At 35.1% G+C, this 24,090-nt stretch carries 21 protein-coding genes; 16 read left to right on the top strand and 5 right to left on the bottom strand.

All coding sequences use genetic code 11. From position 1 onward, the window contains the following. Positions 1-154 precede the first annotated feature (154 nt). Genes AQ616_RS16450 through AQ616_RS16440 form a run of 3 tightly spaced genes read left to right on the top strand, consistent with a single transcriptional unit; the run spans position 155 to position 3,222 of the window. A complete protein-coding gene (locus AQ616_RS16450; RefSeq protein WP_069686294.1) occupies positions 155-1,648 on the top strand; it encodes an aldehyde dehydrogenase family protein in 1,494 nt (497 codons plus the stop codon). 57 nt (positions 1,649-1,705) lie between these two features. Then, complete coding sequence (locus tag AQ616_RS16445; RefSeq protein WP_069686293.1) at positions 1,706-2,875, top strand: saccharopine dehydrogenase family protein; 1,170 nt, start codon at positions 1,706-1,708, stop codon at positions 2,873-2,875. 20 nt (positions 2,876-2,895) lie between these two features. Continuing rightward, a complete protein-coding gene (locus AQ616_RS16440; protein ID WP_017796013.1) occupies positions 2,896-3,222 on the top strand; it encodes a DUF3870 domain-containing protein in 327 nt (108 codons plus the stop codon). Positions 3,223-3,436: 214 nt separating this feature from the next. On the opposite strand, the gene AQ616_RS16435 is transcribed toward AQ616_RS16440, so the two are convergent. From AQ616_RS16435 to mreBH, 3 genes are all read right to left on the bottom strand, one after another. Continuing rightward, positions 3,437-4,633: an acyl-CoA dehydrogenase family protein gene (locus tag AQ616_RS16435; RefSeq protein ID WP_069686292.1), complete on the bottom strand. Its 1,197-nt coding sequence runs from the start codon at positions 4,631-4,633 to the stop codon at positions 3,437-3,439. Beyond that, complete coding sequence (locus tag AQ616_RS16430) at positions 4,633-5,784, bottom strand: CaiB/BaiF CoA transferase family protein (RefSeq protein WP_084822498.1); 1,152 nt, start codon at positions 5,782-5,784, stop codon at positions 4,633-4,635. Before AQ616_RS16430 ends, AQ616_RS16435 begins: the two co-directional genes overlap by 1 nt. 464 nt (positions 5,785-6,248) lie before the next feature. Beyond that, positions 6,249-7,256 carry a rod-share determining protein MreBH gene (gene mreBH, locus AQ616_RS16425; RefSeq protein ID WP_017796016.1) on the bottom strand — a complete coding sequence of 336 codons (1,008 nt, stop codon included), beginning with the start codon at positions 7,254-7,256 and terminating at the stop codon, positions 6,249-6,251. A 486-nt stretch (positions 7,257-7,742) separates the two neighbouring features. Between mreBH and AQ616_RS16420 the strand changes: the two genes are divergently transcribed. Beyond that, the gene (locus AQ616_RS16420; RefSeq protein ID WP_069686291.1) at positions 7,743-8,669 is read left to right on the top strand and encodes a CAP domain-containing protein; all 927 of its coding nucleotides are present in this window, start codon (positions 7,743-7,745) and stop codon (positions 8,667-8,669) included. A 470-nt stretch (positions 8,670-9,139) separates the two neighbouring features. Here AQ616_RS16420 and AQ616_RS16415 read toward each other — a convergent pair whose 3' ends face one another. Beyond that, the gene (locus AQ616_RS16415; protein ID WP_069686290.1) at positions 9,140-10,123 is read right to left on the bottom strand and encodes an NADPH:quinone oxidoreductase family protein; all 984 of its coding nucleotides are present in this window, start codon (positions 10,121-10,123) and stop codon (positions 9,140-9,142) included. A 145-nt stretch (positions 10,124-10,268) separates the two neighbouring features. On the opposite strand from AQ616_RS16415, the gene AQ616_RS16410 reads away from it, so the two are divergent. The 3 genes from AQ616_RS16410 (at position 10,269) to AQ616_RS16400 (ending at position 12,821) form a co-directional block, all read left to right on the top strand. After that, a complete protein-coding gene (locus AQ616_RS16410) occupies positions 10,269-10,988 on the top strand; it encodes a lysophospholipid acyltransferase family protein (RefSeq protein ID WP_069686289.1) in 720 nt (239 codons plus the stop codon). A 151-nt stretch (positions 10,989-11,139) separates the two neighbouring features. Continuing rightward, positions 11,140-12,135, top strand: coding sequence for a glutaminase (locus tag AQ616_RS16405; protein WP_017796020.1), 996 nt, complete (start codon positions 11,140-11,142; stop codon positions 12,133-12,135). Between the two features lie 14 nt (positions 12,136-12,149). After that, complete coding sequence (locus AQ616_RS16400) at positions 12,150-12,821, top strand: SOS response-associated peptidase (protein WP_069686288.1); 672 nt, start codon at positions 12,150-12,152, stop codon at positions 12,819-12,821. 163 nt (positions 12,822-12,984) lie between these two features. Here AQ616_RS16400 and AQ616_RS16395 read toward each other — a convergent pair whose 3' ends face one another. After that, the gene (locus AQ616_RS16395) at positions 12,985-14,337 is read right to left on the bottom strand and encodes an alanine/glycine:cation symporter family protein (RefSeq protein ID WP_069686287.1); all 1,353 of its coding nucleotides are present in this window, start codon (positions 14,335-14,337) and stop codon (positions 12,985-12,987) included. Between the two features lie 166 nt (positions 14,338-14,503). On the opposite strand from AQ616_RS16395, the gene AQ616_RS16390 reads away from it, so the two are divergent. The 9 genes from AQ616_RS16390 to AQ616_RS16350 all read left to right on the top strand — a co-directional run bounded on the left by AQ616_RS16390 (position 14,504) and on the right by AQ616_RS16350 (position 23,779). Continuing rightward, positions 14,504-14,998 (top strand): low molecular weight protein-tyrosine-phosphatase, encoded by a 495-nt coding sequence (locus AQ616_RS16390; RefSeq protein ID WP_017796023.1) that lies wholly within the window; start codon positions 14,504-14,506, stop codon positions 14,996-14,998. Then, on the top strand, positions 14,991-15,287 hold the full coding sequence (locus tag AQ616_RS16385; RefSeq protein WP_017796024.1) for a hypothetical protein: 297 nt from the start codon (positions 14,991-14,993) through the stop codon (positions 15,285-15,287). The genes AQ616_RS16390 and AQ616_RS16385 overlap by 8 nt, the downstream gene beginning before the upstream one ends. A 33-nt stretch (positions 15,288-15,320) precedes the next feature. After that, a complete protein-coding gene (locus AQ616_RS16380; RefSeq protein ID WP_017796025.1) occupies positions 15,321-16,142 on the top strand; it encodes a YihY/virulence factor BrkB family protein in 822 nt (273 codons plus the stop codon). A 184-nt stretch (positions 16,143-16,326) separates the two neighbouring features. Beyond that, on the top strand, positions 16,327-17,205 hold the full coding sequence (locus AQ616_RS16375; RefSeq protein ID WP_069686286.1) for a transporter substrate-binding domain-containing protein: 879 nt from the start codon (positions 16,327-16,329) through the stop codon (positions 17,203-17,205). Positions 17,206-17,218: 13 nt separating this feature from the next. Beyond that, entirely contained in the window at positions 17,219-17,911 is a 693-nt protein-coding gene (locus AQ616_RS16370) for an amino acid ABC transporter permease (protein WP_017796027.1), read from the top strand. A 141-nt stretch (positions 17,912-18,052) separates the two neighbouring features. Further along, positions 18,053-18,856, top strand: coding sequence for a YfkD famly protein (locus tag AQ616_RS16365; RefSeq protein ID WP_017796028.1), 804 nt, complete (start codon positions 18,053-18,055; stop codon positions 18,854-18,856). A 373-nt stretch (positions 18,857-19,229) separates the two neighbouring features. Beyond that, positions 19,230-20,540, top strand: a complete 1,311-nt coding sequence (locus AQ616_RS16360; RefSeq protein ID WP_017796029.1) for a Na+/H+ antiporter family protein — start codon at positions 19,230-19,232, stop codon at positions 20,538-20,540. Between the two features lie 55 nt (positions 20,541-20,595). Further along, a complete protein-coding gene (pdaA, locus tag AQ616_RS16355) occupies positions 20,596-21,381 on the top strand; it encodes a delta-lactam-biosynthetic de-N-acetylase (protein WP_069686285.1) in 786 nt (261 codons plus the stop codon). 259 nt (positions 21,382-21,640) lie between these two features. Then, on the top strand, positions 21,641-23,779 hold the full coding sequence (locus tag AQ616_RS16350) for an ATP-dependent Clp protease ATP-binding subunit (protein WP_017796031.1): 2,139 nt from the start codon (positions 21,641-21,643) through the stop codon (positions 23,777-23,779). Positions 23,780-24,090: the final 311 nt, after the last annotated feature.

Here is a 24,090-nt window from a genome sequence, read left to right as displayed (position 1 = left end):
TATAAATAATAAAAATCAAATACATTAAGTAGTGATTTATTAGTAAATTTACGTATTTTAAAAATAGTTGTAAAATTTAAACATTGTCATTTATACTTGAGTTGGTAAGGTTTATTACTTTTTCTTGCTTCAAATTTTAAAGGAGGGATTATTAGTGACAGCGCTTACATTAGAGACCGATGTATTACAAAATTTTATTGATGGTAAATGGGTAGATGTGGAAAATACTACTGCCGTTACAAATCCTGCAAATGGTGAACGTATTGTGCAAGTACCATTGTCTAATCGATATCATGTTGAAGAGGCAGTAAAAGCTGCTAAAAAAGCTCAAAAGAACTGGGCACTTGTACCGGCACCACAACGTGCAGAAGTATTATACCGTGTTGGAATGATTATGAAAGATAAAAAAGAGCGACTATCTCGTCTATTGACTATGGAGAATGGAAAAGTATTAGAAGAAGCAAGAGGAGAAGTTCAAGAAGGAATTGATATGGCATTTTATATGGCTGGAGAAGGTCGAAGATTGTTTGGTCAAACTACACCAGCAGAATTAAAAGATAAATTTGCGATGAGTCAGCGGTGTCCTGTAGGGGTAGTAGGTATCATTACGCCATGGAACTTTCCAATTGCAATTGCTACATGGAAGTCATTCCCAGCAATTGTCGCTGGTAACGCGGTGATTTGGAAGCCAGCAACAGAAACACCTATTATGGCATATGAATTAGCTAAAATATTTGAAGAAGCTGGATTACCTAACGGTGTTATAAATGTTGTATTTGGTAAGGGATCAGAAGTTGGCGATTCAATGGTTCAAAATGAAGATATTAGAGTAATATCTTTTACTGGATCAAATGACACGGGAAGAAATATTGCATCGGATTGTGGGAAGCAGTTAAAGAAAGTATCACTAGAAATGGGCGGAAAAAATGCAGTTATTGTTATGGATGATGCAGATTTAGACTTAGCAGTAGAAGGGATTCTCTGGAGTGCGTTCGGAACGAGTGGGCAACGCTGTACGGCATGTAGTCGTGTGATTGTTCATCATAAAGTGAAAAAGATATTAGAAGAAAGACTTTTAGCTGCAATGGATCATTTAACGATTGGAAATGGTTTGGAAGAAGGAATTAAAGTAGGTCCGATTATCAATGAAGCAGGGTTAAATAAAATCAAGAAATATATTGAAGTTGGAAAACAAGAGGGCGCTAATTTATTAGCAGGAGGGTCTGAATGGGAAAGCAATAATCAAGGATATTATTTTACTCCGACCTTATTCACCGATGCTAAGCCTGACATGCGAATTGCGCAGGAAGAAATTTTTGGGCCAGTAGTTTCATTAATTGAAGTAAGTAGTTTTGAAGAAGCTATTGAAGTAAATAATCAAGTTACTTATGGGTTATCCAGCTCTATTTTTACAAGGGATATAAATCGTGTTTTTAAAGCACAACGTGATTTAGATACAGGTATTGTCTATGTCAATGCAGGTACTACCGGTGCTGAGATTCATTTACCGTTTGGCGGAACGAAAGGAACTGGCAATGGACATCGTGATTCTGGTGTCCAGGCGTTAGATGTTTTCACTGAATGGAAAGCCATTTATGTTGATTATAGTGGAAAATTACAACGTGCCCAGATAGATACAGAGGAGTAGATTTATCGTTCGCCTTGTTTATAGAGTACCTTTTAGTGATTATGGGGAGGGAATAACATGAAGATTGGTGTATTAGGTTCTGGTTTAATGGGGAAAGAAGCAGCACGTGATTTAACACAAAGTGAAGGAGTAAAACAAGTTGGTTTAGCAGATATTGATTTACTTCGAGCTCAAGAAGTCTGTGATCAATTGAATTCTTCTAAACTAACTGCATACCAAGTTGATGCGAGTAATCAGGATGAACTAGCAAAATTCATGCGGCGATTCGATGTAATTATTAATGCATTATTTTATTCATTTAATGAGGTAGTGGCTAGAACTGCTATTGAGGTAGGTGTATCCTCTGTTGATTTAGGTGGACACATTGGGCATGTGACCGATAAGGTATTGACTTATCATGAAGAGGCTAATCAAGCTCAAGTAACGATTATCCCTGACTTAGGAGTAGCGCCAGGAATGATTAATATTTTATCTGGATATGGTGTAAGTAAACTGGATCAAACCAAAGTAATTAAATTATATGTTGGTGGAATTCCTGTTAAGCCAGAACCGCCACTTGAATACAACCATGTTTTTTCCATGGAAGGAGTCTTTGATCATTATACTGATCCATCCCTGATTATAAGAAATGGTTCTGTTCAAGAGGTGCCTTCTCTAAGTGAAGTAGAGCCTATTCACTTTGAAAAATTCGGACCGTTAGAAGCATTTCATACATCAGGTGGTACGTCGACTTTATCGTTATCATATCCTTACTTGAGTACACTTGAATATAAAACTATTCGCTATCCGGGACATGCAGAAAAATTTAAATTGTTGGTAGATTTAAATCTCACTCGGTTAGATTATCATGTTGATATAAACGGACATAAAGTAAATCCGAGAGAAGTGTTTTTAAAAGTACTTGATCCAATAGTTGAATTAGGAGACAGGGAGGATGCGGTACTATTACGGGTAGTAGTCGAAGGAGAGAAGGACGGACAATCGACTTCTCATATTTTTGAAATGACTACTTATAAAGATAGAGATACAAATGTTACTGCAATGGCAAGGGCAACAGCGAATACTATATCTGTTGTGGCACAAATGATTGCTAATGGAACAATTACGACAAAAGGTGTCTTACCGCCAGAAAAAATGGTACCTGGAAAGCAATATATTGCTGAAATGAAGAAAAGAGGGGTTACAATTAAAGAAAAAGTATCCATAAATAAGCAAACATCAGTGTAGGTTATAAGGGGATGGTTAGGGTGAATACAGTATTTATTGCAGGACACGCAAAATTGCCTTCAGGTATGGCAGCTAAAAGTATCTATGAAACATTAACCATTACTGCGGAAATCGATAAAAAATATGGTGTGATTGTGAATGCAGGTTGTACACTTGCTACTGATCATGGAAAGCAATTTGTACAGACAATATTAAAAGGACATAGTTTACAAGACGGTATTCAATTTCCGATTGATCAAATTAAAAAGCATTATTTGGGGAAAGCAGGTAATGCATTAGCTTCTGCATTAATGGATTTATTCAAGCAGTATGAGCAATATCAAAAGTCTATTGTTGTACAACAATAAGAAAAAGAAGGGGGATTAAAGATATCTTACGGTGAAAAAGAAAAAACAGTTGAGTAATCACCGCACCATCAAGCAGAAGAAATAGGTGAAGATAGAATAATACACTATAAGCCAAAAATCCACTCTGAAAGCGTACTTGCTTCCTCGAGTGGATTTTCGGTGGGTGACGCGTAAAATGTATTAAGCTATCGCTATGTCTCTTCATGAGTAGAAACTACTTTGTTTCTTCCCATGTAGGAAGCATTTGATTAAGCAGTTTATCTTCTCGATAACCTAATACGTATTCAGCTTGCATTATTGTATGAACTTCCCGTGTCCCTTCGTATATGACGGGCGCTTTTGAATTACGTAAAAATCTTTCTACAGGGTATTCATCGGAGTACCCGTAAGCTCCGTGTATTTGTACAGCATCATCAGCTGCTTTGTTAGCAAAATCACAAGCTTGCCATTTTGCTAATGATGTTTCTCTCGTATTACGTTTTCCTTCATTCTTCAATTCTCCTGCACGGTAGACGAGTAGCTTACTCATCTGATATCCGGCTTCCATTTTAGCTATCATTTGTTGAACTAATTGATGTTTTCCGATTTCTTTTCCAAATGTTTTTCGCTCATGGCAATATTTTACGCTTTCTTCTATACATGCCATAATTTGCCCAACTGCACCTGCAGCAACCGTAAAACGACCATTGTCTAATGCAGACATGGCAATCTTAAATCCTTCTCCTTCTTCTCCAAGCAAATTTTCTTTTGGAACTTTAATGTTGTCAAAGAATAGCTCTCCAGTATTCCCTGAACGAATCCCATGTTTTCCTTTGATTGCTTTAGAAGAGAAACCCTCCCAAGATCTTTCCACGATAAATGCAGATATACCTTTATGTTTTTGGGAGCGATCCTGTGTGTAGGCGAAAACAATGAAATGATCTGCAACATCACAAAGAGAGATCCAAGTTTTTTGTCCATTTAAAATATAGTGATCTCCATGCTTCACCGCTGTAGATTGAAGAGCGGCAACATCGGATCCAGCACCGGGTTCTGTTAATCCAAAGGCACCAATTTTTTCGCCTTTTGCTTGGGCTGTAAGATATCTTTGCTTTTGTTCTTCATTTCCCCATTGTAATAATGTCATACTGTTAAGCCCGGTATGCACCGAAACTGCGGTTCGAAAAGCTGTATCGCCACGTTCCAATTCCTCACATACGATGGCAAGTGAATTATAATCCATTCCACTACCACCATATTGTTCAGGGATACATACACCCATTAATCCTAGTTCTGCTAATTTATTCAATAGTGTCGGATCAAATTTTCCATTACGATCCCAATCGCCAATGTAAGGCATAATTTCCTTGTCAGTAAATTCTCTGACTGTTTTTCTTAATAGTTCTTGTTCTTCGCTAAAATGAAAATTCATTATTCCATATCTCCTTTCAAATGTATATAATCGTTGTTATGTTCTCCAGGGTTAGGTGGTGCATGACGATAAGTGACTGGTGTTCTGGATAATTTCAGTGGGTTACCAATAAGTTTGATAGGCCCCGCGGTTTGGTGATGCATAGATACAAACATCTCTCTACTTTTTAATTGTAAGTCTTCGGGAAGATTATCTATGGTTTGAATTGGACCACACGGAATTTTTTCTTCTTGTAAAGCTTTTATCCAGTACTTAGAAGTTTGGAGTGTTAGAGATTCTTGGAGTAAAGGGATCAACAGGTCACGATGTTGAACACGGCTGGCATTGGTTCGGAAACGATTATCGTTTGATAGATAATCTAGTTGGAGGATGTGGCAAAGTCTCTTAAATTGTGCATCGTTTCCAACAGCAATTACAACATCCCTATCTTTAGTCTTAAACGTTTGATAAGGTACAATATTAGGATGACTATTTCCTAGTAATTTCGGTTTTTGACTAGACATTAAATAATTACTAGCAACATTAACTAAAGAACTAACAGCGGTATCATATAAAGAAATATCAATTTTTTGGCCTTTACCAGAGTGTTGTCTTTCTAATAATGCTGCTTGGATTCCAATACAGGTATATAAGCCAGTTAATACATCTGTTATAGCAATACCGACTTTTTGGGGACCGGATTCAGGGTTACCTGTAATGCTCATAAGTCCACTCATTGCTTGAATAATGAAGTCATAACCAGGCATATCTTTGTAGGGACCAGTTTCACCAAAACCAGTAATAGATGCATAGATAATGCTTGGATTAAGTGTAGAAAGGGTTTGATAATCCAATCCAAAACGTTCCATCGTACCAGTCTTAAAATTATTTACAATCACATCTGACTCTTTGATAATTTCCTTCAGATATTTAATACCATTCGACGATTTAAGGTCGATCGTAATACTCTTTTTATTACGATTTGCACAAAGGTAATATGCACTAACTCCATGTTGAAATGGGGGACCCCAATCTCTAGTTTCATCACTTCCTCCAGGAGCTTCTACTTTTATTACTTCAGCTCCTAAATCAGCAAGAATCATAGTACAGTAGGGGCCAGCAAGAACACGAGTGAGATCCAAAATCTTTAATCCTTCTAAACTCATCGACAAAATTGTAATCCCTCCTTATACATGAATGAAAAAAGCCAGTTCAAATATCATTGCATTAAGCAATCATTTGAACTGGCTTTTTGTGGGTAGCTACTCTGGCAATGAGTATGCATACAAAATAGTCAGCATGGCATATAAAAATAATATGGTCAAGGCATGACGCATATTACATGACCACAGAGATGAACGTGGAATACGCTTTCATGTGGCTCTAAAATTATTATAAATCGAAACAGTATATTTGTAAACGCTTTTATTTAGAAAAAATAGAATTCCACACAATACTATAGAATAATTTGTGTGGAATTTGCTACTTATTTCTCGTGTAACAGGCATGAATCCTGTAGGTTATCCAAGGTTAACTACCTGTCATGAACGATTCTGTTTAAGGGTCTTTGGGTAATGCCCTTAGGGTACTAATATCTAGTGGGACGGCGTTCTTCCACCAGAATGCTTGTTTCATTTTATTTTGCAGCTTTTTGTAATTTATGAATCATTTTTAATGCACGGCCGGTTCCGATAGCAACTGATTCTAATGGATTTGGTGCCATATGCACAGGTACACTGATTTCGTCAGATAACCATTCTCGCATACCATTAAGCAATGCTCCTCCTCCAGTAAGAACAATACCGTTGTCTACAATATCGCCACTTAATTCTGGAGGACACTCTTCAAGAGTGGAACGGATCGTTTCTAGAATTTGTTCTAAAGACTCTTTGATAGCTTGATAGATTTCTGTTGAAGTAACTTCGATTGTTTTTGGTAATCCAGTAACCATATCACGTCCACGAATTTCCATAGTAACTTCTTTATGATTTGGATGAGCATAACCGATTTCCATTTTAATATTCTCAGCAGTTCGTTCACCTATTAGAATATTATATTGCTTTCGAATATGTTGAATAATTTCATCATCCATTTTATCTCCAGCTGTACGGACAGAATTGCAGGATACAATTCCACCAAATGAGATAATTCCTACCTCAGATGTTCCTCCACCAATATCAACAATCACATTGGCGAATGGTTCATCTACTGGTAAATCTGCACCAATTGCTGCTGCTACTGGTTCTTCAATTAGATGAACTTGTTTTGCTCCGTAACTAGATACAGCATTATGAATCGCTCTTCTTTCCACGCTCGTACTTCCAGAAGGTGTACAAACGACTACATTTGGTTTACGCATAGACATACCAAGCTGTTTACTTACTTTTTTTAATAGTTCTTTCAACATTTGTGCGGTTACATCATAATCCGCAATAACTCCATCTTTTAAAGGACGGATTGGAATGATATTTTTCGGTGTCTTACCGACCATTTCTTTAGCTTCAGCTCCGACAGCCATTACCTGTTTAGTATTAACATCAATCGCCACTACTGATGGCTCATTTAAAACTATTCCTTTTGTCTTTGAATATACAAGAATATTAGCAGTACCTAAGTCAATTCCGATTTCAGCGTTTGAAAACATATAATAAATCCTCCATTGATGACAGAATATATTTGAAAACATATTTATTGTAGACAAATTTCTATATAATACTTTTCTATTCTACAAAAATTTTTGTGGGGGTGGATAATTTTATTCCGCAGAGTTCATTAATTTAAAATTGTCCATTCCTCATAATATAATACATTAAAATCTACAAGTACAAGTAACAATTTCGTTACATTTATGCTCAACTTGTAATATATAGCCTATTCTAGAAGGTTGTCAACAATAACTTTATAGTAAATTTTCCCTAAATAAATTAGTTTTTCCAAGCTTGGGTAAGATAGCCTGAAATAGAATTATAGAATACATAAGGGATTAATAGAGTTGAATGTATAAACTATACGTATCTACAGTCGCATTGGTAAAGGATACCACTAATATTTCAATTATTACATCAAAACTCATGCTATAGTGTTATTGCACACAGCAAACAACAAAAAACAAAAGGAGCGTGCGTTTTACATGTTTAAAAAAGTAGGAATTGTTGCTGCACTATCAGCATCATTAATATTTGGAGGAGCTTTTGCAGGACAAGCAGATGCGTCTGCAAATGAGCAACCATCTATTCAAACTTCATATAAATTCTTGTATTCTGTAAATGGTCAGTGGAATGAACTTTCACAAGAACAAATCAATTCTATTAAAGATAAATTATCAAAATTAGATTGGCAGAATATTAATTTAGAGACTATCATAAATAAAGTGAAGCAAGAACAACCTAAAGCAGATACTCCTAAAAAAGAAGAAGAAAAACAATCTGAATCTAATGAAACACCAGCTCAACCAGCTCAACCAGAACAATCTGAAGAGCAAAACACTAAAGAGCAAAACACTGAAAAGCAAAACACTGAAGAGCAAAACACTGAACAGCAAAACACTGAAGAGCAAAACACTGAACAGCAAGCTAATGATTCAGAAGAACAAGCTTCAGAAGAGCAAGCAACTGCACCATCTCAACAACAAGAACAAAACAATAACCAAGATCAACAAAATCAAGAGCAAAGCGAAGATGTAAGTCAATTTGAACAAGAAGTTGTTGAACTTACTAACCAAGAAAGAGAAAAACAAGGATTACAACCACTTGAGCTAGATACTGAGCTTAGTAAAGTAGCTAAAGAAAAGTCTCAAGATATGCAGTCTAATAACTATTTCGATCACAATAGCCCGAACTATGGTTCTCCGTTTGACATGATGCAAAGCTTCGGTATTGATTACAATACTGCTGGGGAAAACATTGCACAAGGTCAACGTTCTCCAGAAGAAGTAGTTAATGCATGGATGAACAGTGAAGGTCACCGTGCTAATATCCTGAATGGAGACTACACTCACATTGGGGTAGGACACATTGAAAATGGAAACTACTGGACTCAAATGTTCATTGGAAAATAATAGCGTAATAAAGAAGAATGGCTGACTGATAGCCATTCTTCTTTTTTTATGACACATATTATCAGTGCTGTCTTGAGTATTATTCTAAGTCTATTGACGAGTATGATGGAAATGAGAAGCAGTATTGGTTAATAGAAGGGTACTATTGATGAGTATGATGGAAATGAGAAGCAGTATTGGTTAATAGAAGGGTACTATTGACGATTATGATGGAATTGAGAAGTAATATTGGTTAATAGACCATTCTATTGAAGTTAATAGTGGGAATCAAAGCCGTATTGGTAAATAAAGGGGTCCTATTTACTACAATCATGAAAATTAGAAATCATTTTTAGAAAATAGAACCCGCTCTATTAATCATTTTAATGTATATTAGAATCGGTTGAGTGTTTTACCACAAGTTTATTATATAATTTACATATCTAAAAGGACTCTCCTATTCTAAGATACAGTTTTCACCTTAATTCCAATTATAAAGCCACAATTGTCCGTCCTGTTGTTTTACCAGCAAGCATCGCTTCAAAAACATGATCTAATTCTTCTAACGTAACTTCTTGAATAGATTCATTTTGGAAAATAGTGGGCTTTAAGTCTGTTGCTAATCGATGCCAAGCGTCTGTTCGTTCTTTCATTGAACACGTAACAGAATCAATGCCTAACCAGTTAACCCCTCTACCGATAAATGGAAATACAGTAGTTTGGACATTTGTTCCTGCTGTAAAACCACTAGTTGCAACAGATCCACCACGTTTTAAAGTGTTGAGAATATATGATAATGTATTTCCACCTACTGGATCAACTGCGCCAGCCCATTTTGCTTTCTGTGGTGAGGAAGGAGCTTCTTCTTGTAAATCTTGACGGTTAACTACCTCACTTGCTCCGATTTGTAATAAATATTGTTTTTTATCATCTTTTCCGGTCCCTGCAATTACTTCATAACCGAGATTAGATAGCATATTGACAGCTAGACTACCGACTCCTCCTGTAGCTCCTGGAACAACAACTGGTCCTTGGTCGGGGGTTAATCCATTATTTTCTAACTTCTGAATAGATAAAGCAGCCGTTAAACCAGCTGTTCCAAGTATCATAGCCTCTTTTAATGTAAGTCCATCGGGTAAAGGAATCACCCATTCACTAGGTATTCTTGCTACCTGTGCATAGCCACCATGATGGCCAGTTCCTATACGATAGCTTGTTGCAATTACGGCTTGTCCTTTTTGGAACGAAGGATTGTTAGATTCCCTTACAGTTCCTGCTAAATCAATACCAGGTATTAAAGGAGATTTTTCAGCTAAAGAACCATCTTTAACAACATACGCATCTTTATAATTCACGCTAGAATATGCAACGTCAATCCAAATATCGCCATCTTGCCAATAAGCTTCTTCTAAATTTTCTATTTTATGGTGTAAGCTATTTTCTTCTTTGTATAAAACAAATGCTTTATAACTCATCATGACTCACTCCTTTATAGGTATTACAAAAAGAATAATATAAAATAACCACTTCAATCAATTTATTCGATTTTCGACAAATTTCTTCATTGTCAATAGTAATCATAGTATAATAACTTTTGTGTGCACAGAGGGAGTGTTGAGTATGATGCGAACAATTGGAGTATATGTTTATGCGTCCTTACTAGTTATAGGAACTATCTTTAAATTACAAAAAGTGAAAAACTTGGCTACGACTGGACTTGCTTTAGAAAAAAAGGATGAGATATTTGCAACTCCAAAAATAGTATCTCAAAAAGTTATTGCCAAAACAGGAACAGATGTGAAGGTAGAAGGGCTGCAAAAAGTACCATCAGGACCAGTTTTGTTTGTAGCAAATCACCAAGGAATATTTGATATATTGGCTTTCTTAGGATATCTTGAGCGTCCAGTTGGCTTTATTGCGAAAAAGGAAATAAAAAAGATTCCGATAATCTCTACATGGATGGAATTTGTTCATTGTGTTTTTATAGATCGTACAGATCGCAGGCAATCTATGAAGGCGATTCAACAGGGAATAGAAAATTTAAAAAATGGAAATTCTATGTTGATATTTCCAGAGGGGACGAGAAGTAAGGGAAGAGAAGTGAACAATTTTAAAGCTGGAAGTTTTCGTCTAGCTACGAAATCAAAGGTTCCTATTGTTCCAGTTAGTATTGATGGAACTTATCAAATGTTAGAAGAAGATGGTGGGAGAATGAAAAAATCTTCTATTCAAATTGTTATCGATGATCCAATTATGCCAGAACAATATGAGAAAATGAAAAGCGCAGAAATTGCTAGTAATGTAGAGAGTATCATTAGAAAAAGGTTAAATGACAAATAGATGAATAACATTTGGAGAAACACTTTTGAACGGAAGGTATTCCTTTTATTTTGAAAGTGTTTTTTGTATGGAATAGTCTTGAATAAGGGTAAAATAAAAAAGATTAGGGAATACGGTTAATATAAGCAATGTAGAAATGAGGTGTTGAGTAATGGTGCAAGGGTCGGTAAATTTAAATATCGAGAGAGGTAAAGAGTGGTTACAAGATTATGTTGACAATTGGGTAAATTTTTATCAGAAACAAACGGATGAAGGTAAAGTAGCTAATTACATACCAAGACTTGAACATGCTGATCCTAATACTTTAGGTATTTCTATAATTGGTAAGAATGGTACTATCATTCGTTCTGGAGATACAGATTCGGAGTTTTCCATTCAAAGTATATCGAAAGTGTTAAGTTTTATTGTAGCATGCATGGAAAGAGGTCTTACATATGTCCTTCAAAGAGTAGATGTAGAACCGACTGGAGAATCTTTTAATTCGATTATGCATTTAGAAATCAACCAACCAAAAAAACCATTTAATCCACTAGTTAATTCGGGAGCAATAACAATTTCTTCTTTGTTAAAAGGAAAAACATCTGATCAAAAATTAGAGCCCTTATATCAATTATTAGAAAAAATACTCGGACATCGGCCTGAAATTGATGTAGACGTATATGTTTCCGAACGAGATACTTCCATGCGAAATAGAGCAATTGGATACTATCTACTGGAAGAAGGATACCTGGAGTCTGATTTGAGTATTACATTGGAAACATATTTTAAACACTGTTCATTAAACGTTACAGTCGATGACTTGGCAATGATTGGCTTAGTATTATCAAACGATGGAATACATCCGAACACAGATGAAACGCTAATTCCAAAACAAATTGCTCGAGTCGCAAAATCATTGATGCTTACATGTGGAATGTATGATGCATCTGGAAAGTTTGCTTCCTATGTAGGTATTCCTGCAAAAAGTGGCGTGTCTGGAGGAATACTTGCAGTAGTCCCACCAAGAGTTCGTGAACAGGATCTACCATTTATAGAAGGATGTGGCATTGGAGTATTTGGCCCAGCATTGGATAAACAAGGGAATAGCATTGCGGGCATTAAACTGCTGCGACATATAGCAAATCAATGGGATTTAAGTCTATTTTAAGGGAGGGGTAATCTTTGTGCGGTAGATATACGTTATTAGCAGATGAATTAGCGATTAAAGAAGCATTTGGACTACAGCAATCGTTAGATTTTTATGAGCCTAGCTATAATATAGCTCCTGGGCGGAAAGTATTGTCGATTATACATGATGGTAAAGAGCGTCGTGCTGGTTATATGAAATGGGGATTGGTGCCTTCTTGGGCAAAAGATCCAAAAATTGGATATAAGATGATAAACGCCCGAAGTGAAACTGTACATAAAAAGCCAAGTTTCAAACGATTACTTTCTTCAAAAAGATGTTTAATTATTGCAGATAGTTTCTATGAGTGGAAGAAAAAATTGGATAAAAAACAACCGATGCGTATTCAGCTAGAAAATAAAGACGTCTTTGCATTTGCAGGGTTATGGGATAAATGGCAAGGCGATGAAGAACCTTTATTTACTTGCACTATTTTAACAAGGCAAGCGAATCAAGATATGGAAGAACTTCACCATAGAATGCCTGTTATTTTGCCTAAAGATAGAGAAGAAGAGTGGATAGAGCCTAAAAGCCATAATTCTGTAGATTGGAAGTACTGGCTTGATTATGAAAAGCAAGATAGGTTAATACATTATCCTGTTAGTACACATGTGAATAATGCTAAAAACAATGATGAAAAATGTATTTCGGCCATCATAGAAGAGTAAATGAAGTAAGAAAAAAATAAGAGAGATTGAGACAAAGTATTTACCCAAAAGATAAATCCTCCTATAAGAGCAGTATATTTTTTACGCTTGTAATTATCGTCTGTCTTTTGAGCAAACAGATTAGTTATGTCCCCATCTCTCTTAAAAGTGGAAAAATGATTCTTTATCCAGTTCTTTTTGCTTGTTGTTTTTCTTCTTTGGCAACCTTCATAAATCGTTTAGTTTCATAAACTACAACTCCAGATAAACCGAGAAGACCGATAATATTCGGTACAGCCATTAGAGCATTAAATATATCTGACATTAGCCATACTATGTCGATTACTTCAACTGCTCCATAGAATACAATCAGAACAAAAATCAATCGATAGGCTTTCATTGCATTTTGATTCTTAAATAAGTATCCAAAACATTTTTCTCCGTAATAAGACCATCCTACAAGTGTGGAAAACGCGAAGAATACAATCGAAATGGTTACAATATGTTCTCCAAATCCACCTAAGAAGTATGCAAATGATGCCCCAGTTAAGGAAGCTCCATCAGCTCCAGTACCGTACATGTCGGCCATCACGATAGTAATACCCGTAATGGAACAAACAATAATCGTATCGATAAATACTTGTGTCATTGATACCAAAGCTTGTCTACCAGGATAGTCTGTCTTGGCAGCAGCAGCTGCAATCGGCGCAGAACCAAGTCCAGCTTCATTAGAGAAAACACCACGTGCTACTCCATATCGAATTACGGTTCCTAAAATTCCTCCGCCCACAGCACTACCGGTAAATGCATCTGTTAAGATAAGGTTAACTGCGGCTGGAATTAAATCAAAGTTCATAACCATGATGGTAAGCCCACCAAACACATAAATAACAGCCATAATTGGTACGAAAAATGAAGTAACTTTTCCGATAGTTTTAATTCCTCCAAGTACAACAAGTGCAGTAAGAACAGTTAGTACAAGTCCTGTTACCCATGTAGGGATGGAAAATGATGTTTGTAACGCATCTGAGACTGAGTTGGACTGTACCATATTCCCGATACCAAATGCTGCAATGGAACCAAATATAGCGAAAATAATACCTAACCATTTTAAATTTAATCCACGTTCTAAGTAATACATTGGACCACCGGCCATTTTGCCGTTATCATCAGTGACTCGATATTTAACTGCTAATATTGCTTCTGAATATTTGGTGGCCATCCCAAATATAGCAGTTATCCACATCCAAAAAACTGCACCGGGTCCTCCGGCAACGACTGCGGTTGCAACCCCAACGATATTACCAGTTCCAATCGTTGCAGCCATAGCAGTTGTTAATGCTTGATAATGACTAATATCACCTTTAGATTTCTTATCTTGTTTTTGTGGGCTAAATGCTAATCTTAAAGCATACGGTAGCGCCCGAATTTGCAGGAATCCAAGTCTAAATGTGAGATAAAGCCCTGCTCCAACGATTAGTATTAATGTTGGTGGACCCCACACAAATGAACTTACCTCTTCTAAAAACTCTATCAAATTACTAGCCCCCTCTTTTTTTATATAGTATATAATATTTCGAATATTTGGTTGGATGTCAAGAGGAAATTTAATACATTTTATATTATTTATCGAAATTTACATGTATTTGCTTATCAAATCTAGTCGCTTATAATAGAATAAAAAGAGAAAGAGGTGGAAATCGTTGATACGTGTTTTATTTGTTTGTCTTGGAAATATTTGTCGTTCCCCAATGGCAGAAGCCATTTTCAGACATATGCTTGAAAACGAAAATTTATCTCCATTTATTCAAGTAGACTCTGCAGGAATAGGAAATTGGCATACCGGTAAACAACCACATAGTGGAACTAGAAACATCCTGGATCGTGAGGGAATCTCATATAGAAATTCATATGCAAGGCAGATCGAGAAGGATGACTGGAAAAATTTTGATTATATTATTGTTATGGATGAGCAGAATATAAAGGACTTGGAAAAGATACAATCAAAAAAAGGTCCTGTTATGGGTCGTTTACTCGAATTTGTGGAAAGTTCTCAAGTGATTAATGTTCCAGATCCTTTTTTTAGTGGGAATTTTGAATACGCGTATCAACTTATATTAAGTGGATGTCAACATTTACTTCAATTTTTGAAAGAATACCATCAATTAAACGAAGAAGGAGAGATGAATCATGGGTAAACGTAAAATTTTACTTGGAATGGTAGTTGGGGCAGTTGCAGGTGGAGCAACAGCATTAATAGATAAGGATGCAAGAGATTATGCAAAGAAAAAGTTAGTATTAGCTAAAGCGACTTCATCTTACTATACAAGTCATCCATCTGAAGCAATTAACGGTATTAAGCAAACGGTTGATAAATTGAATAATGCTGTGGCAAGTGGATCTTCCAATGCTATCAACGCTTTAGAGCAAGTAGAACAAACATTAGATAAAGTTACGAATAAAACAGGGCGAAAAGAAATAGAGTAATACAAGAACAGATGATAGGGGGAGAGAGATACATTGGAGAGTTGGATTAGCCTAGGCAAGAAATTTTATCAACGAATAGAAGAGGTTGATGTATTTGGTTTGGCAGCACAACTTGCTTATTTCTTTTTGTTATCTTTATTCCCTTTTCTATTGTTTTTACTTAATCTAATCGCCTATCTGCCAATTGATATTAATCTTATTATGGAGACGATCGGAACCTTTGCCCCTGAACAAGTAATACAGTTAATTTCTACAAACTTAGATACATTAACTGAGCAAAATACCGGTCTTTTATCAATTAGTATATTAGGTACCTTATGGGCAGCTTCAAATGGTGTTAATGCAATAACAAGAGCTTTTAATAGTTCCTATCGTATAGAAACGGAGCGATCATTCTTTACGACAAGATTAATTTCTATTGTATTAACAGTTGGTATGGTTATCATCATTTTATTAGCTTTATTGTTGCCTGTATTTGGAAGAATGATCGGTATTTATATATTTTCTATGTTTGGGTTTACAACTGGATTTATCGAAGTTTGGGAGACATTAAGATGGATTATATCCTCTGCTATTTTCTTTATCGTTTTATTATTTCTGTACAAGCTTGCCCCTCATAAACGTATTTCATTTTCAGAAGTGGTATGGGGTACAGCATTTGCTACTTTATCTTGGCAATTAGTATCATGGGGCTTTTCTTTTTATGTGAATAATTTAGGAAATTATTCGGCCACTTACGGAAGTTTGGGAACCGTAATTGTTTTAATGATATGGTTTTATTTATTTGGGATTATTATCATTACAGGTGGAGCATTAAATGCTTTTATACAAGATCAACGAAAAAAGAATCATTAAATAATATGAAGCCAGAGGAGAATGAAATGTATTTTTCTTTGGCTTTTTTAATATCATAAAATCTGTTATATAATTTATAGTTGTGAAAAATTATACAGTTTATATTAATTGTTTTACACATAGTTATTATCTGTTATAATAATTTTCAGATTCGTATTATAACAATAGGGGAAGGGTGAAAGAAATGAAGAAAGTAATGTTAAGCTTATTTATATTCATGTTTATTCTGCTTTTAGCTGCGTGTGGAACAAATGAAGAAACCGAAGAAACACCGGAGAATAGTAAAAGTAATGAAACTGTATCTGATGAACGATGGGAAAGTGTTCAACAATCTGGTGAACTTGTAGTCGGAACATCAGGGACACTAATAGCGGCGTCTTATTATGATGAACAAGATGAATTAACAGGTTACGATGTAGAAATTATGAAAGAGATTGCAAAACGATTAGATTTAGAAATTAAATTTGAAATTATGGGCATAGACAGTATGTTACCAGCTGTTCAAAGCGGAAGAATAGATTTAGCGGCAAATGATATCGAAATCACGGATAAGCGTAAGGGACAATTTAATTTCAGTGAACCATATAAGTACTCTTATGCAACAATGGCAGTTCGTGAGTCAGATAATTCTGGAATAGAAAGTTTAGAGGATTTAGAAGGGAAGAAAGCTGGTGGTGGTGCTACCACTATTTATAGCCAAATTGCAGAACATTATGGAGCAGAAGTAGTTACTTATGGTAATGCACCAAATGAAGCGTATTTAAGTGATGTAAGTAATGGAAGAACAGATGTAGTGATCAACGACTATTACTTAACCAAATTCGGGGTAGCTGCTTTTCCTGATTTTGATTTACACTTACATCCAACGATTAAATTCCATCCTAGTCAACAAGGCGTTATCATGCCAAAAGACGCAGATAAAATGACAGAAGAAATTAACAACGTACTTCAAGAAATGAGAGAAGATGGAACTTTAAGCGAACTAGCGAAAGAATTTTATGAAGAAGATGCATCTGTAGAACCGAACGAAGAGATTGAAGAAATTGATGGGTTAGATTTGTAAAAGGCGCTAAAAGATGAATATTATATTAATGACAAAGTTGTTTAATATTTTTGATGTTGACCTTGCTTTACGAAATTTACCATTCATTTTAGAGGGATTACCTTATACTATCATGATTGCTATAGCAGGTATGGCAATTGGATTAGTTTTTGGCTTATTTCTCGCCTTGGCGAGAGATTCAAAAACATTCCTATTACGTTGGCCATCTAGAATTTATATCTCCTTTATGCGGGGTACGCCAATGCTTGTCTTTCTCTTTATTATATATTTTGGTTTGCCTTATATAGGGATTGAATTATCGGCGATAGCAGCTGCAATTCTAGGGTTCGGTCTTAATAGTGCTGCCTATATTGCGGAAATTAATCGTTCATCATTAAATAGTGTCGATAGAGGACAATGGGAATCAGCAAAAGCGCTTAATATGACTTATTGGCATACATTACGAAAAATTATTTTGCCGCAAGCAACAAGAATAGCCATTCCACCGTTGACCAATGTTTTTATGGATATCGTGAAGGCGACATCGTTAACTGCAGTAATAACTGTACCAGAGCTTTTCCAGAAGGCACAGATTGTTACAGGTAGAGAATTCGATGCGATGACAGTGTATATTTTAGTTGCTTTAATTTATTGGCCGATTTGTATTTTGATTGGAATGCTTCAAGAAAGATTAGAAAAAAGATATAGCGTATATGTATCTAAATAAAAGAGAGAGGTTGAGACAAAATATAATTATGTTTCTACCTCGCTCTTTGTATTTCTTATGCTATTAAATACCATTTTTGAATTCAATGCATAGTTTTACTATCTTCAGAAAAAAATAGAAAAAAACGAAAGGAAGGTAATTATGCTTAATAACATTAGTGCGAGCTACTTGTTTATCGCAGTATTATTTTCATCACTCACCTTTCCTCAACTTGCAGTAGCTGAAGATGACTCGAAAGAAAATGAAGACTCAGCCGTCCCTAGTCATGTACTTGATATTTCCAAAGAAAATACCTATCCTAATTCTACAGAAGATCAGGAAGTAATTGAACCAAGCGATTGGACAATAGAAATACTGGAGGATGTTGAAATTCCAATTGAAAATCCAGAGTTAATAAAAATTTTAAATGAAAGCTCTATAAAACCCTCTCCAATTGCCATAGGTTATCGTGGGATGGTTTACTTAGGAAGATGGCCACTAAATTACCAATCAGAAGAATCGAATATTAACTGGGAATACCAAGAAATTAATGTGAATGAAATGAATAACATTGGTGGAAATGAAGTTCAAAATATGAACTATATTCAGCAACAGGAAAAAGAAGTAAAAGGAGCTCTTACCAATAAAATAAGCAATCCCAATGATGTGAAAAAAATGATGTTGTTAAAATCGAAGGAAAAGACGAAGCTTCCCCTGTCATATAATACTATTTTTGGACAAAGTACAAAGTTAACTAATTCCTATTCTGTACCTAGCCAAAAACATGGAACATTACAAGCTTTTGCACCAGCAGTAAATGAAAAAGGACAGGTTACTTTTGGGGAAGTATATATCGAATTAAAAGGATCGAATAAATCAATAAAAATCAAAAATGTCACGAAACAAGGAATAGGAGCTTGGATACCTATTCAAGACCACGTTTCTTTCTCATTTAATGTCAAATAACTATGGAGAGCTGTCTAAAGGGCGGCTTTTTGTTATTAGATGAAGCTTTCCTAATCACCAAGTTCCGTAAGTTCTATTTTAAATCGTATATTAATGTTAGATTATCGGAAAGCTTTATTAGATTGTAATGCAGGACGGTGACACCTACTCAGAAGAGGCTTGAAAATCCACTAGAATAGAGGTTTTTTCCTAGTTAGTTGAATCCTTGTGCGTATGTAATGGAAATCAGACAGCGCTACATTCGGATTTTATACCGAATATCTTAAATATAAATTGATTTATATAAATTAATATTAAAAAAGGGGTTGAATTTTATCCTTTAATACTTTATCATGATGAAGTAATAAAGAGATGAGAATGGTGGGGAAGTACAATGGAATGGGTCGTTATAGTATCAGTATTAGTAATGACGATATTATGTTTGCTCAGGTTCAATGTAATACTGTCTATTATTGTAGCAGCAATTACGGCAGGATTACTTTCTGGTTTAAATATAAGTGATTCAATTAAAATGATGGTAGAAGGAATGGGAGGCGCTGCAAATACAGCTCTAAGTTATATTCTTTTAGGAGCTTTTGCGGTTGCGATTAGTTACACAGGAATAACAAGTTTATTAGTCAACTTTATTATTCGCATATTAACGGGTAAAAAGACAATGATGTTACTCGCATTAGCTGGAGTTGCATCACTTTCACAAAATCTAGTTCCGGTGCATATTGCTTTTATTCCTATCCTAATTCCACCTTTATTAAAAGTATTTGATAAGATGAGAATGGATAGGCGTGCGGTAGCAATTACACTAACTTTTGGTTTAAAAGCTCCTTATATAATGATACCTGCTGGTTATGGTTTGATTTTCCACGGATTAATTATTGATGGATTACAAAATAATGGTGCAGAAATCACAACGAATCAAACAACGATGGCTATGTTAGTTCCTGGATTAGGGATGGTGGTTGGACTATTAATAGCGATATTTATTACGTATCGAAAAGATAAAGAACCAAAAGAAGCTCGAGAAGATGTATCTACTAATGTAGCTACCCAAACAGATTCGAATATTACTTTTGAGAAAAAGCATGTTTTTACATTAGTAGCCATAGTGTTAGCATTAATTGTTCAAATTATATTTGATAACCTAATACTAGGTGCGTTAACTGGTCTAGTAGCTTTACTTTTATTTGTTGTTATACCTTTTAAAGAAATGGACCGTGTGATGACAGATGGAATTACAATGATGGGGACAATTTCATTTGTAATTCTTGTAGCATCTGGATTTGCAAATGTATTGGAACAAACTGGGGCAGTGCAGTCTTTAGTAGAAGTAACCTCACAATCATTAGGTGATAATCAAGCATTAATTGCGTTGGTGCTATTGATACTAGGATTATTTATTACCATAGGAATTGGTACTTCTTTTGGTACTATTCCAATAATCGCAGCTTTATTTGTTCCTATATGTATTGCTGCAGGTTTTTCACCAATGGCAACAGCGGCACTTGTTGGTACAGCGGGAGCTCTTGGAGATGCTGGATCACCAGCTTCGGATAGTACGTTAGGCCCTACTTCGGGCTTAAATGCAGATGGAAAGCATAACCATATTTGGGACACATGCGTACCAACGTTCTTGCATTATAATATTCCATTATTTATATTCGGATGGATAGCTGCAATGGTTCTATAATGAATAAAAAAATATGAAACAGGATAAGGTAAGAAAAAACATAGGTGGGGATTGTATGAAAAAAACAATATCTTTACTCGTTTTTCTTGCCTTTTTTTATGTACTATTACCATTAAACACGGTTCATGCTTACGGGTGGGGTTATAGTAAAAATTCTAATCATGAAATACCGGATATAGGTTCATATCAAGTATTATTAGATGAGTATAATGCATATTATGTAGATGATTCGGGAGAAAAAGTTTTATATGTAACGTTTGATAATGGTTATGAACAAGGATATACGGATGAAATTCTTGATGTTTTAAAGGAAGAGAAAGTACCTGCAACATTTTTTGTAACTGGTCATTATGTTAAGAGTAAACCAGATTTAATAAAACGTATGGTGAATGAAGGACATATCATTGGAAATCATTCCTATCACCATCCAGATTTTACTATTATGAACAAACAAGCAATACAAAAAGAAGTAGAAGATTTGGAAAATGCAGTGGCAGAAGTTAGTGATCAGAAAGAAATGATGTATTTGCGCCCCCCAAGAGGAGTATTTAATGAAGATACATTAAAATGGACAAATGAATTAGGGTTAGTTCATATCTTTTGGTCACTTGCTTTTATTGACTGGAATACAGATGGACAAAAAGGTTGGCAATATGCGTATGATCAAATAATGGATCAAATACATCCTGGCGCAATCATTTTACTTCATGCAGTATCATCAGATAATGCAAAAGCATTGAAACAGGTAGTTAAAGATTTAAAAGAGGAAGGATACACATTTAAAAGCCTGGATCATTTAATGTTAAAAAATCAATTACCACAAGGTTTTCCTATGTTTTAAAATGGGAATAATAATATTGTAGAAGGAAAAGGAGCTGTTTCATTTACGGCTCCTTTTGTGTATATTTTTTTATTAGTCAAAGGTCAAACTTTTTATAAAAAAATTTGACTAAAATACTTGAAAGTCAAAAAAGGTCAGAGTATAATGAAACTATAGTCAAAGATAGTCAAAGTCAAAAATAGTTGTGACAGTATATAGGCGTTTGTCATAAATTAAAACCAACAGGCTATCTTAACTATAAATAGAGGAGGAATGAGAAATGAAATGTCAAAACTGTGGTCAAAATGATGCAACGATAAATGCACAAATGCAGATGAATAATCAACGAATGGAAATTCATCTATGCCATGAATGTTTCCAAGATATTCAAGGAAATATGATGAACTCTGACTTTTTCTCTAATTCTCCATTCGGCAATATGGATCAAGCATTTGCCAATAACTTTTCACAAGGAAATGGTGGAAGTACTACTGGTACACGCACCAAACAAAAAGCAAATAAAGGCAATGGCCTCATTGATCAGTTAGCAAAAAACCTAACTGACCAAGCGAGATCAGGAAATGTAGATTCTGTCATTGGTAGAGATAAAGAAATTAAAAGAGTTACGGAAACATTAAATAGAAGAAATAAGAACAACCCAGTTCTTATTGGTGAACCAGGTGTTGGTAAAACTGCAATTGCAGAAGGACTAGCAGTAAATATAGTAGAAGGAAATGTTCCAGCTAAATTAATGAATAAAGAAATTTATTTATTAGATGTAGCTTCTTTAGTTGCAAATACTGGAGTTCGAGGTCAATTTGAAGAAAGAATGAAGAAGTTAATTGAAGAATTACAATCAAGAAAAGATGTTATCTTGTTCATTGATGAAATTCATTTAATCGTTGGAGCTGGAACAGCAGAAAGTTCACAGATGGATGTTGGTAACTTATTAAAACCAGCATTAGCACGTGGAGATCTACAAATCATCGGTGCAACCACACTTAAAGAATATCGACAAATAGAAAAAGACGCTGCACTTGAACGACGCTTGCAGCCAATTATGGTAAACGAACCATCTTTTGAAGATGCAGTAACCATATTGGAAGGCATCAAGGAGCGTTACGAAAAATTCCATGAAGTTCGTTATTCTGAAGAAGTTATTCGTGCATTTGTAAACTTATCAAGTAGATATATTCAAGACCGTCATTTACCTGATAAAGCTATCGATTTAATGGATGAAGTAGGTTCTAGATTGAATTTATCTAATGCACAGAAAGACTCTGACACGCTTGAACAACAACTTAATGAAATTATTAAGAAAAAACAAGAAGCTGCTGATGTAGAGGATTATGAAAAAGCAGCAAATTTAAGATATCAAGAAATTCAATTGCAAAAACAATTAGATAAAGTTGAAGAAGGCGAAAAAGTCTTAGATGTGGATATCAGTGATATTGAGTTAATTGTAGAAGAGAAGACTGGTATTCCAGTAACAAAAATGCAAAAAGATGAACAAGAAAAAATGAAAAACTTATCTGACCAACTAAGTCAGAAAGTGATCGGCCAGAACGAAGCGGTGCAAAAAGTAGCGAAAGCAATTCGTCGTAGTCGTGCAGGCTTAAAAGCAAAACAACGTCCAATTGGTTCATTCTTATTTGTGGGACCTACAGGAGTTGGTAAAACGGAACTTACGAAAGTATTAGCTGAGGAACTATTTGGTTCTAGAGATGCAATGGTTAGACTAGATATGAGTGAGTATATGGAAAAACATGCTGTCTCTAAAATAATTGGTTCACCGCCAGGTTATGTAGGACATGAAGAAGCTGGTCAGCTTACTGAGCGAATTCGTCGTAATCCATATTCTATTCTATTGTTAGATGAGATTGAAAAAGCTCATCCAGATGTACAAAATATGTTCTTGCAGATTATGGAAGATGGTCAATTGACTGACTCTCAAGGTAGAAAAGTAAGCTTTAAAGATACAGTTATTATCATGACAAGTAACGCTGGTACTGGTGTAAAACAGGTTAATGTTGGTTTTAATCGAGAAGCACATGAATCTGTGTCTACACTAGAAAATCTAAGTCAATACTTCAAACCAGAATTTTTAAATCGATTTGATGCTATTGTTAACTTCCATGAGTTAGCGGAAGAAGACTTACTACAGATTGTTGATCTTATGTTGTCTGAATTAGAAGAGGCAATAAAAGAAAATAAAATGACAATAACTATCTCCAATGAAGCAAAACAGCAATTGGTTAAATTAGGATATGATACTCGTTTTGGAGCGCGTCCTTTACGTCGTGTTATTCAAGATAAAATTGAAGACCCATTAACTGATTTAATTCTCGAAGGAGAAGGTATAAGTTCCATTCATGTCGATGTTAAAGGGAATGAAATTGTAATAGATAAAGCATCTTAAAGATGAGCAATATATTAACGCTAAGCCAAATTGGCTTAGCGTTTTTTTATGAAATTATACTCTAATCCTTTTTCATTTAGAAATTATTTATGTTCCCAAAAATGAACCGAGACCAGCCATGGAAGATAAAAGTCAATTATGTACCCAAGATGAGGAGCGCCGTTTCAGAAGGGACACAAATAATACTGCAATAAAACAATTACTACTTCTGCTTTCAATAGAATAATTTAACCTAAATTATATTAATTTCCATTTTACTCTCTTCATAACATGGTTCATACAGGTTAACACTAATACAAATAAGTTTAGAA

It is taken from the genome of Oceanobacillus sp. E9 (assembly GCF_001741975.1).
In the GTDB taxonomy this organism is placed as follows: domain Bacteria; phylum Bacillota; class Bacilli; order Bacillales; family Amphibacillaceae; genus Oceanobacillus; species Oceanobacillus kimchii.
The sequence above is the reverse complement of the archived record's forward strand: the minus strand, read 5'-3'. Positions and strand labels throughout refer to the sequence as shown.

Excerpts from the sequence above, each read along its gene's own strand:
- AQ616_RS16445 (WP_069686293.1), top strand. The coding sequence starts at position 1,706 with ATGAAGATTGGTGTATTAGGTTCTGGTTTAATGGGGAAAGAAGCAGCA.
- AQ616_RS16435 (WP_069686292.1), bottom strand. The coding sequence starts at position 4,633 with ATGAATTTTCATTTTAGCGAAGAACAAGAACTATTAAGAAAAACAGTC.
- mreBH (WP_017796016.1), bottom strand. The coding sequence starts at position 7,256 with ATGTTTTCAAACGCTGAAATCGGAATTGACTTAGGTACTGCTAATATT.
- AQ616_RS16420 (WP_069686291.1), top strand. The coding sequence starts at position 7,743 with ATGTTTAAAAAAGTAGGAATTGTTGCTGCACTATCAGCATCATTAATA.
- AQ616_RS16415 (WP_069686290.1), bottom strand. The coding sequence starts at position 10,123 with ATGAGTTATAAAGCATTTGTTTTATACAAAGAAGAAAATAGCTTACAC.
- AQ616_RS16410 (WP_069686289.1), top strand. The coding sequence starts at position 10,269 with ATGATGCGAACAATTGGAGTATATGTTTATGCGTCCTTACTAGTTATA.
- AQ616_RS16405 (WP_017796020.1), top strand. The coding sequence starts at position 11,140 with ATGGTGCAAGGGTCGGTAAATTTAAATATCGAGAGAGGTAAAGAGTGG.
- AQ616_RS16385 (WP_017796024.1), top strand. The coding sequence starts at position 14,991 with ATGGGTAAACGTAAAATTTTACTTGGAATGGTAGTTGGGGCAGTTGCA.
- AQ616_RS16375 (WP_069686286.1), top strand. The coding sequence starts at position 16,327 with ATGAAGAAAGTAATGTTAAGCTTATTTATATTCATGTTTATTCTGCTT.
- AQ616_RS16370 (WP_017796027.1), top strand. The coding sequence starts at position 17,219 with ATGAATATTATATTAATGACAAAGTTGTTTAATATTTTTGATGTTGAC.
- AQ616_RS16365 (WP_017796028.1), top strand. The coding sequence starts at position 18,053 with ATGCTTAATAACATTAGTGCGAGCTACTTGTTTATCGCAGTATTATTT.
- AQ616_RS16360 (WP_017796029.1), top strand. The coding sequence starts at position 19,230 with ATGGAATGGGTCGTTATAGTATCAGTATTAGTAATGACGATATTATGT.
- pdaA (WP_069686285.1), top strand. The coding sequence starts at position 20,596 with ATGAAAAAAACAATATCTTTACTCGTTTTTCTTGCCTTTTTTTATGTA.
- AQ616_RS16350 (WP_017796031.1), top strand. The coding sequence starts at position 21,641 with ATGAAATGTCAAAACTGTGGTCAAAATGATGCAACGATAAATGCACAA.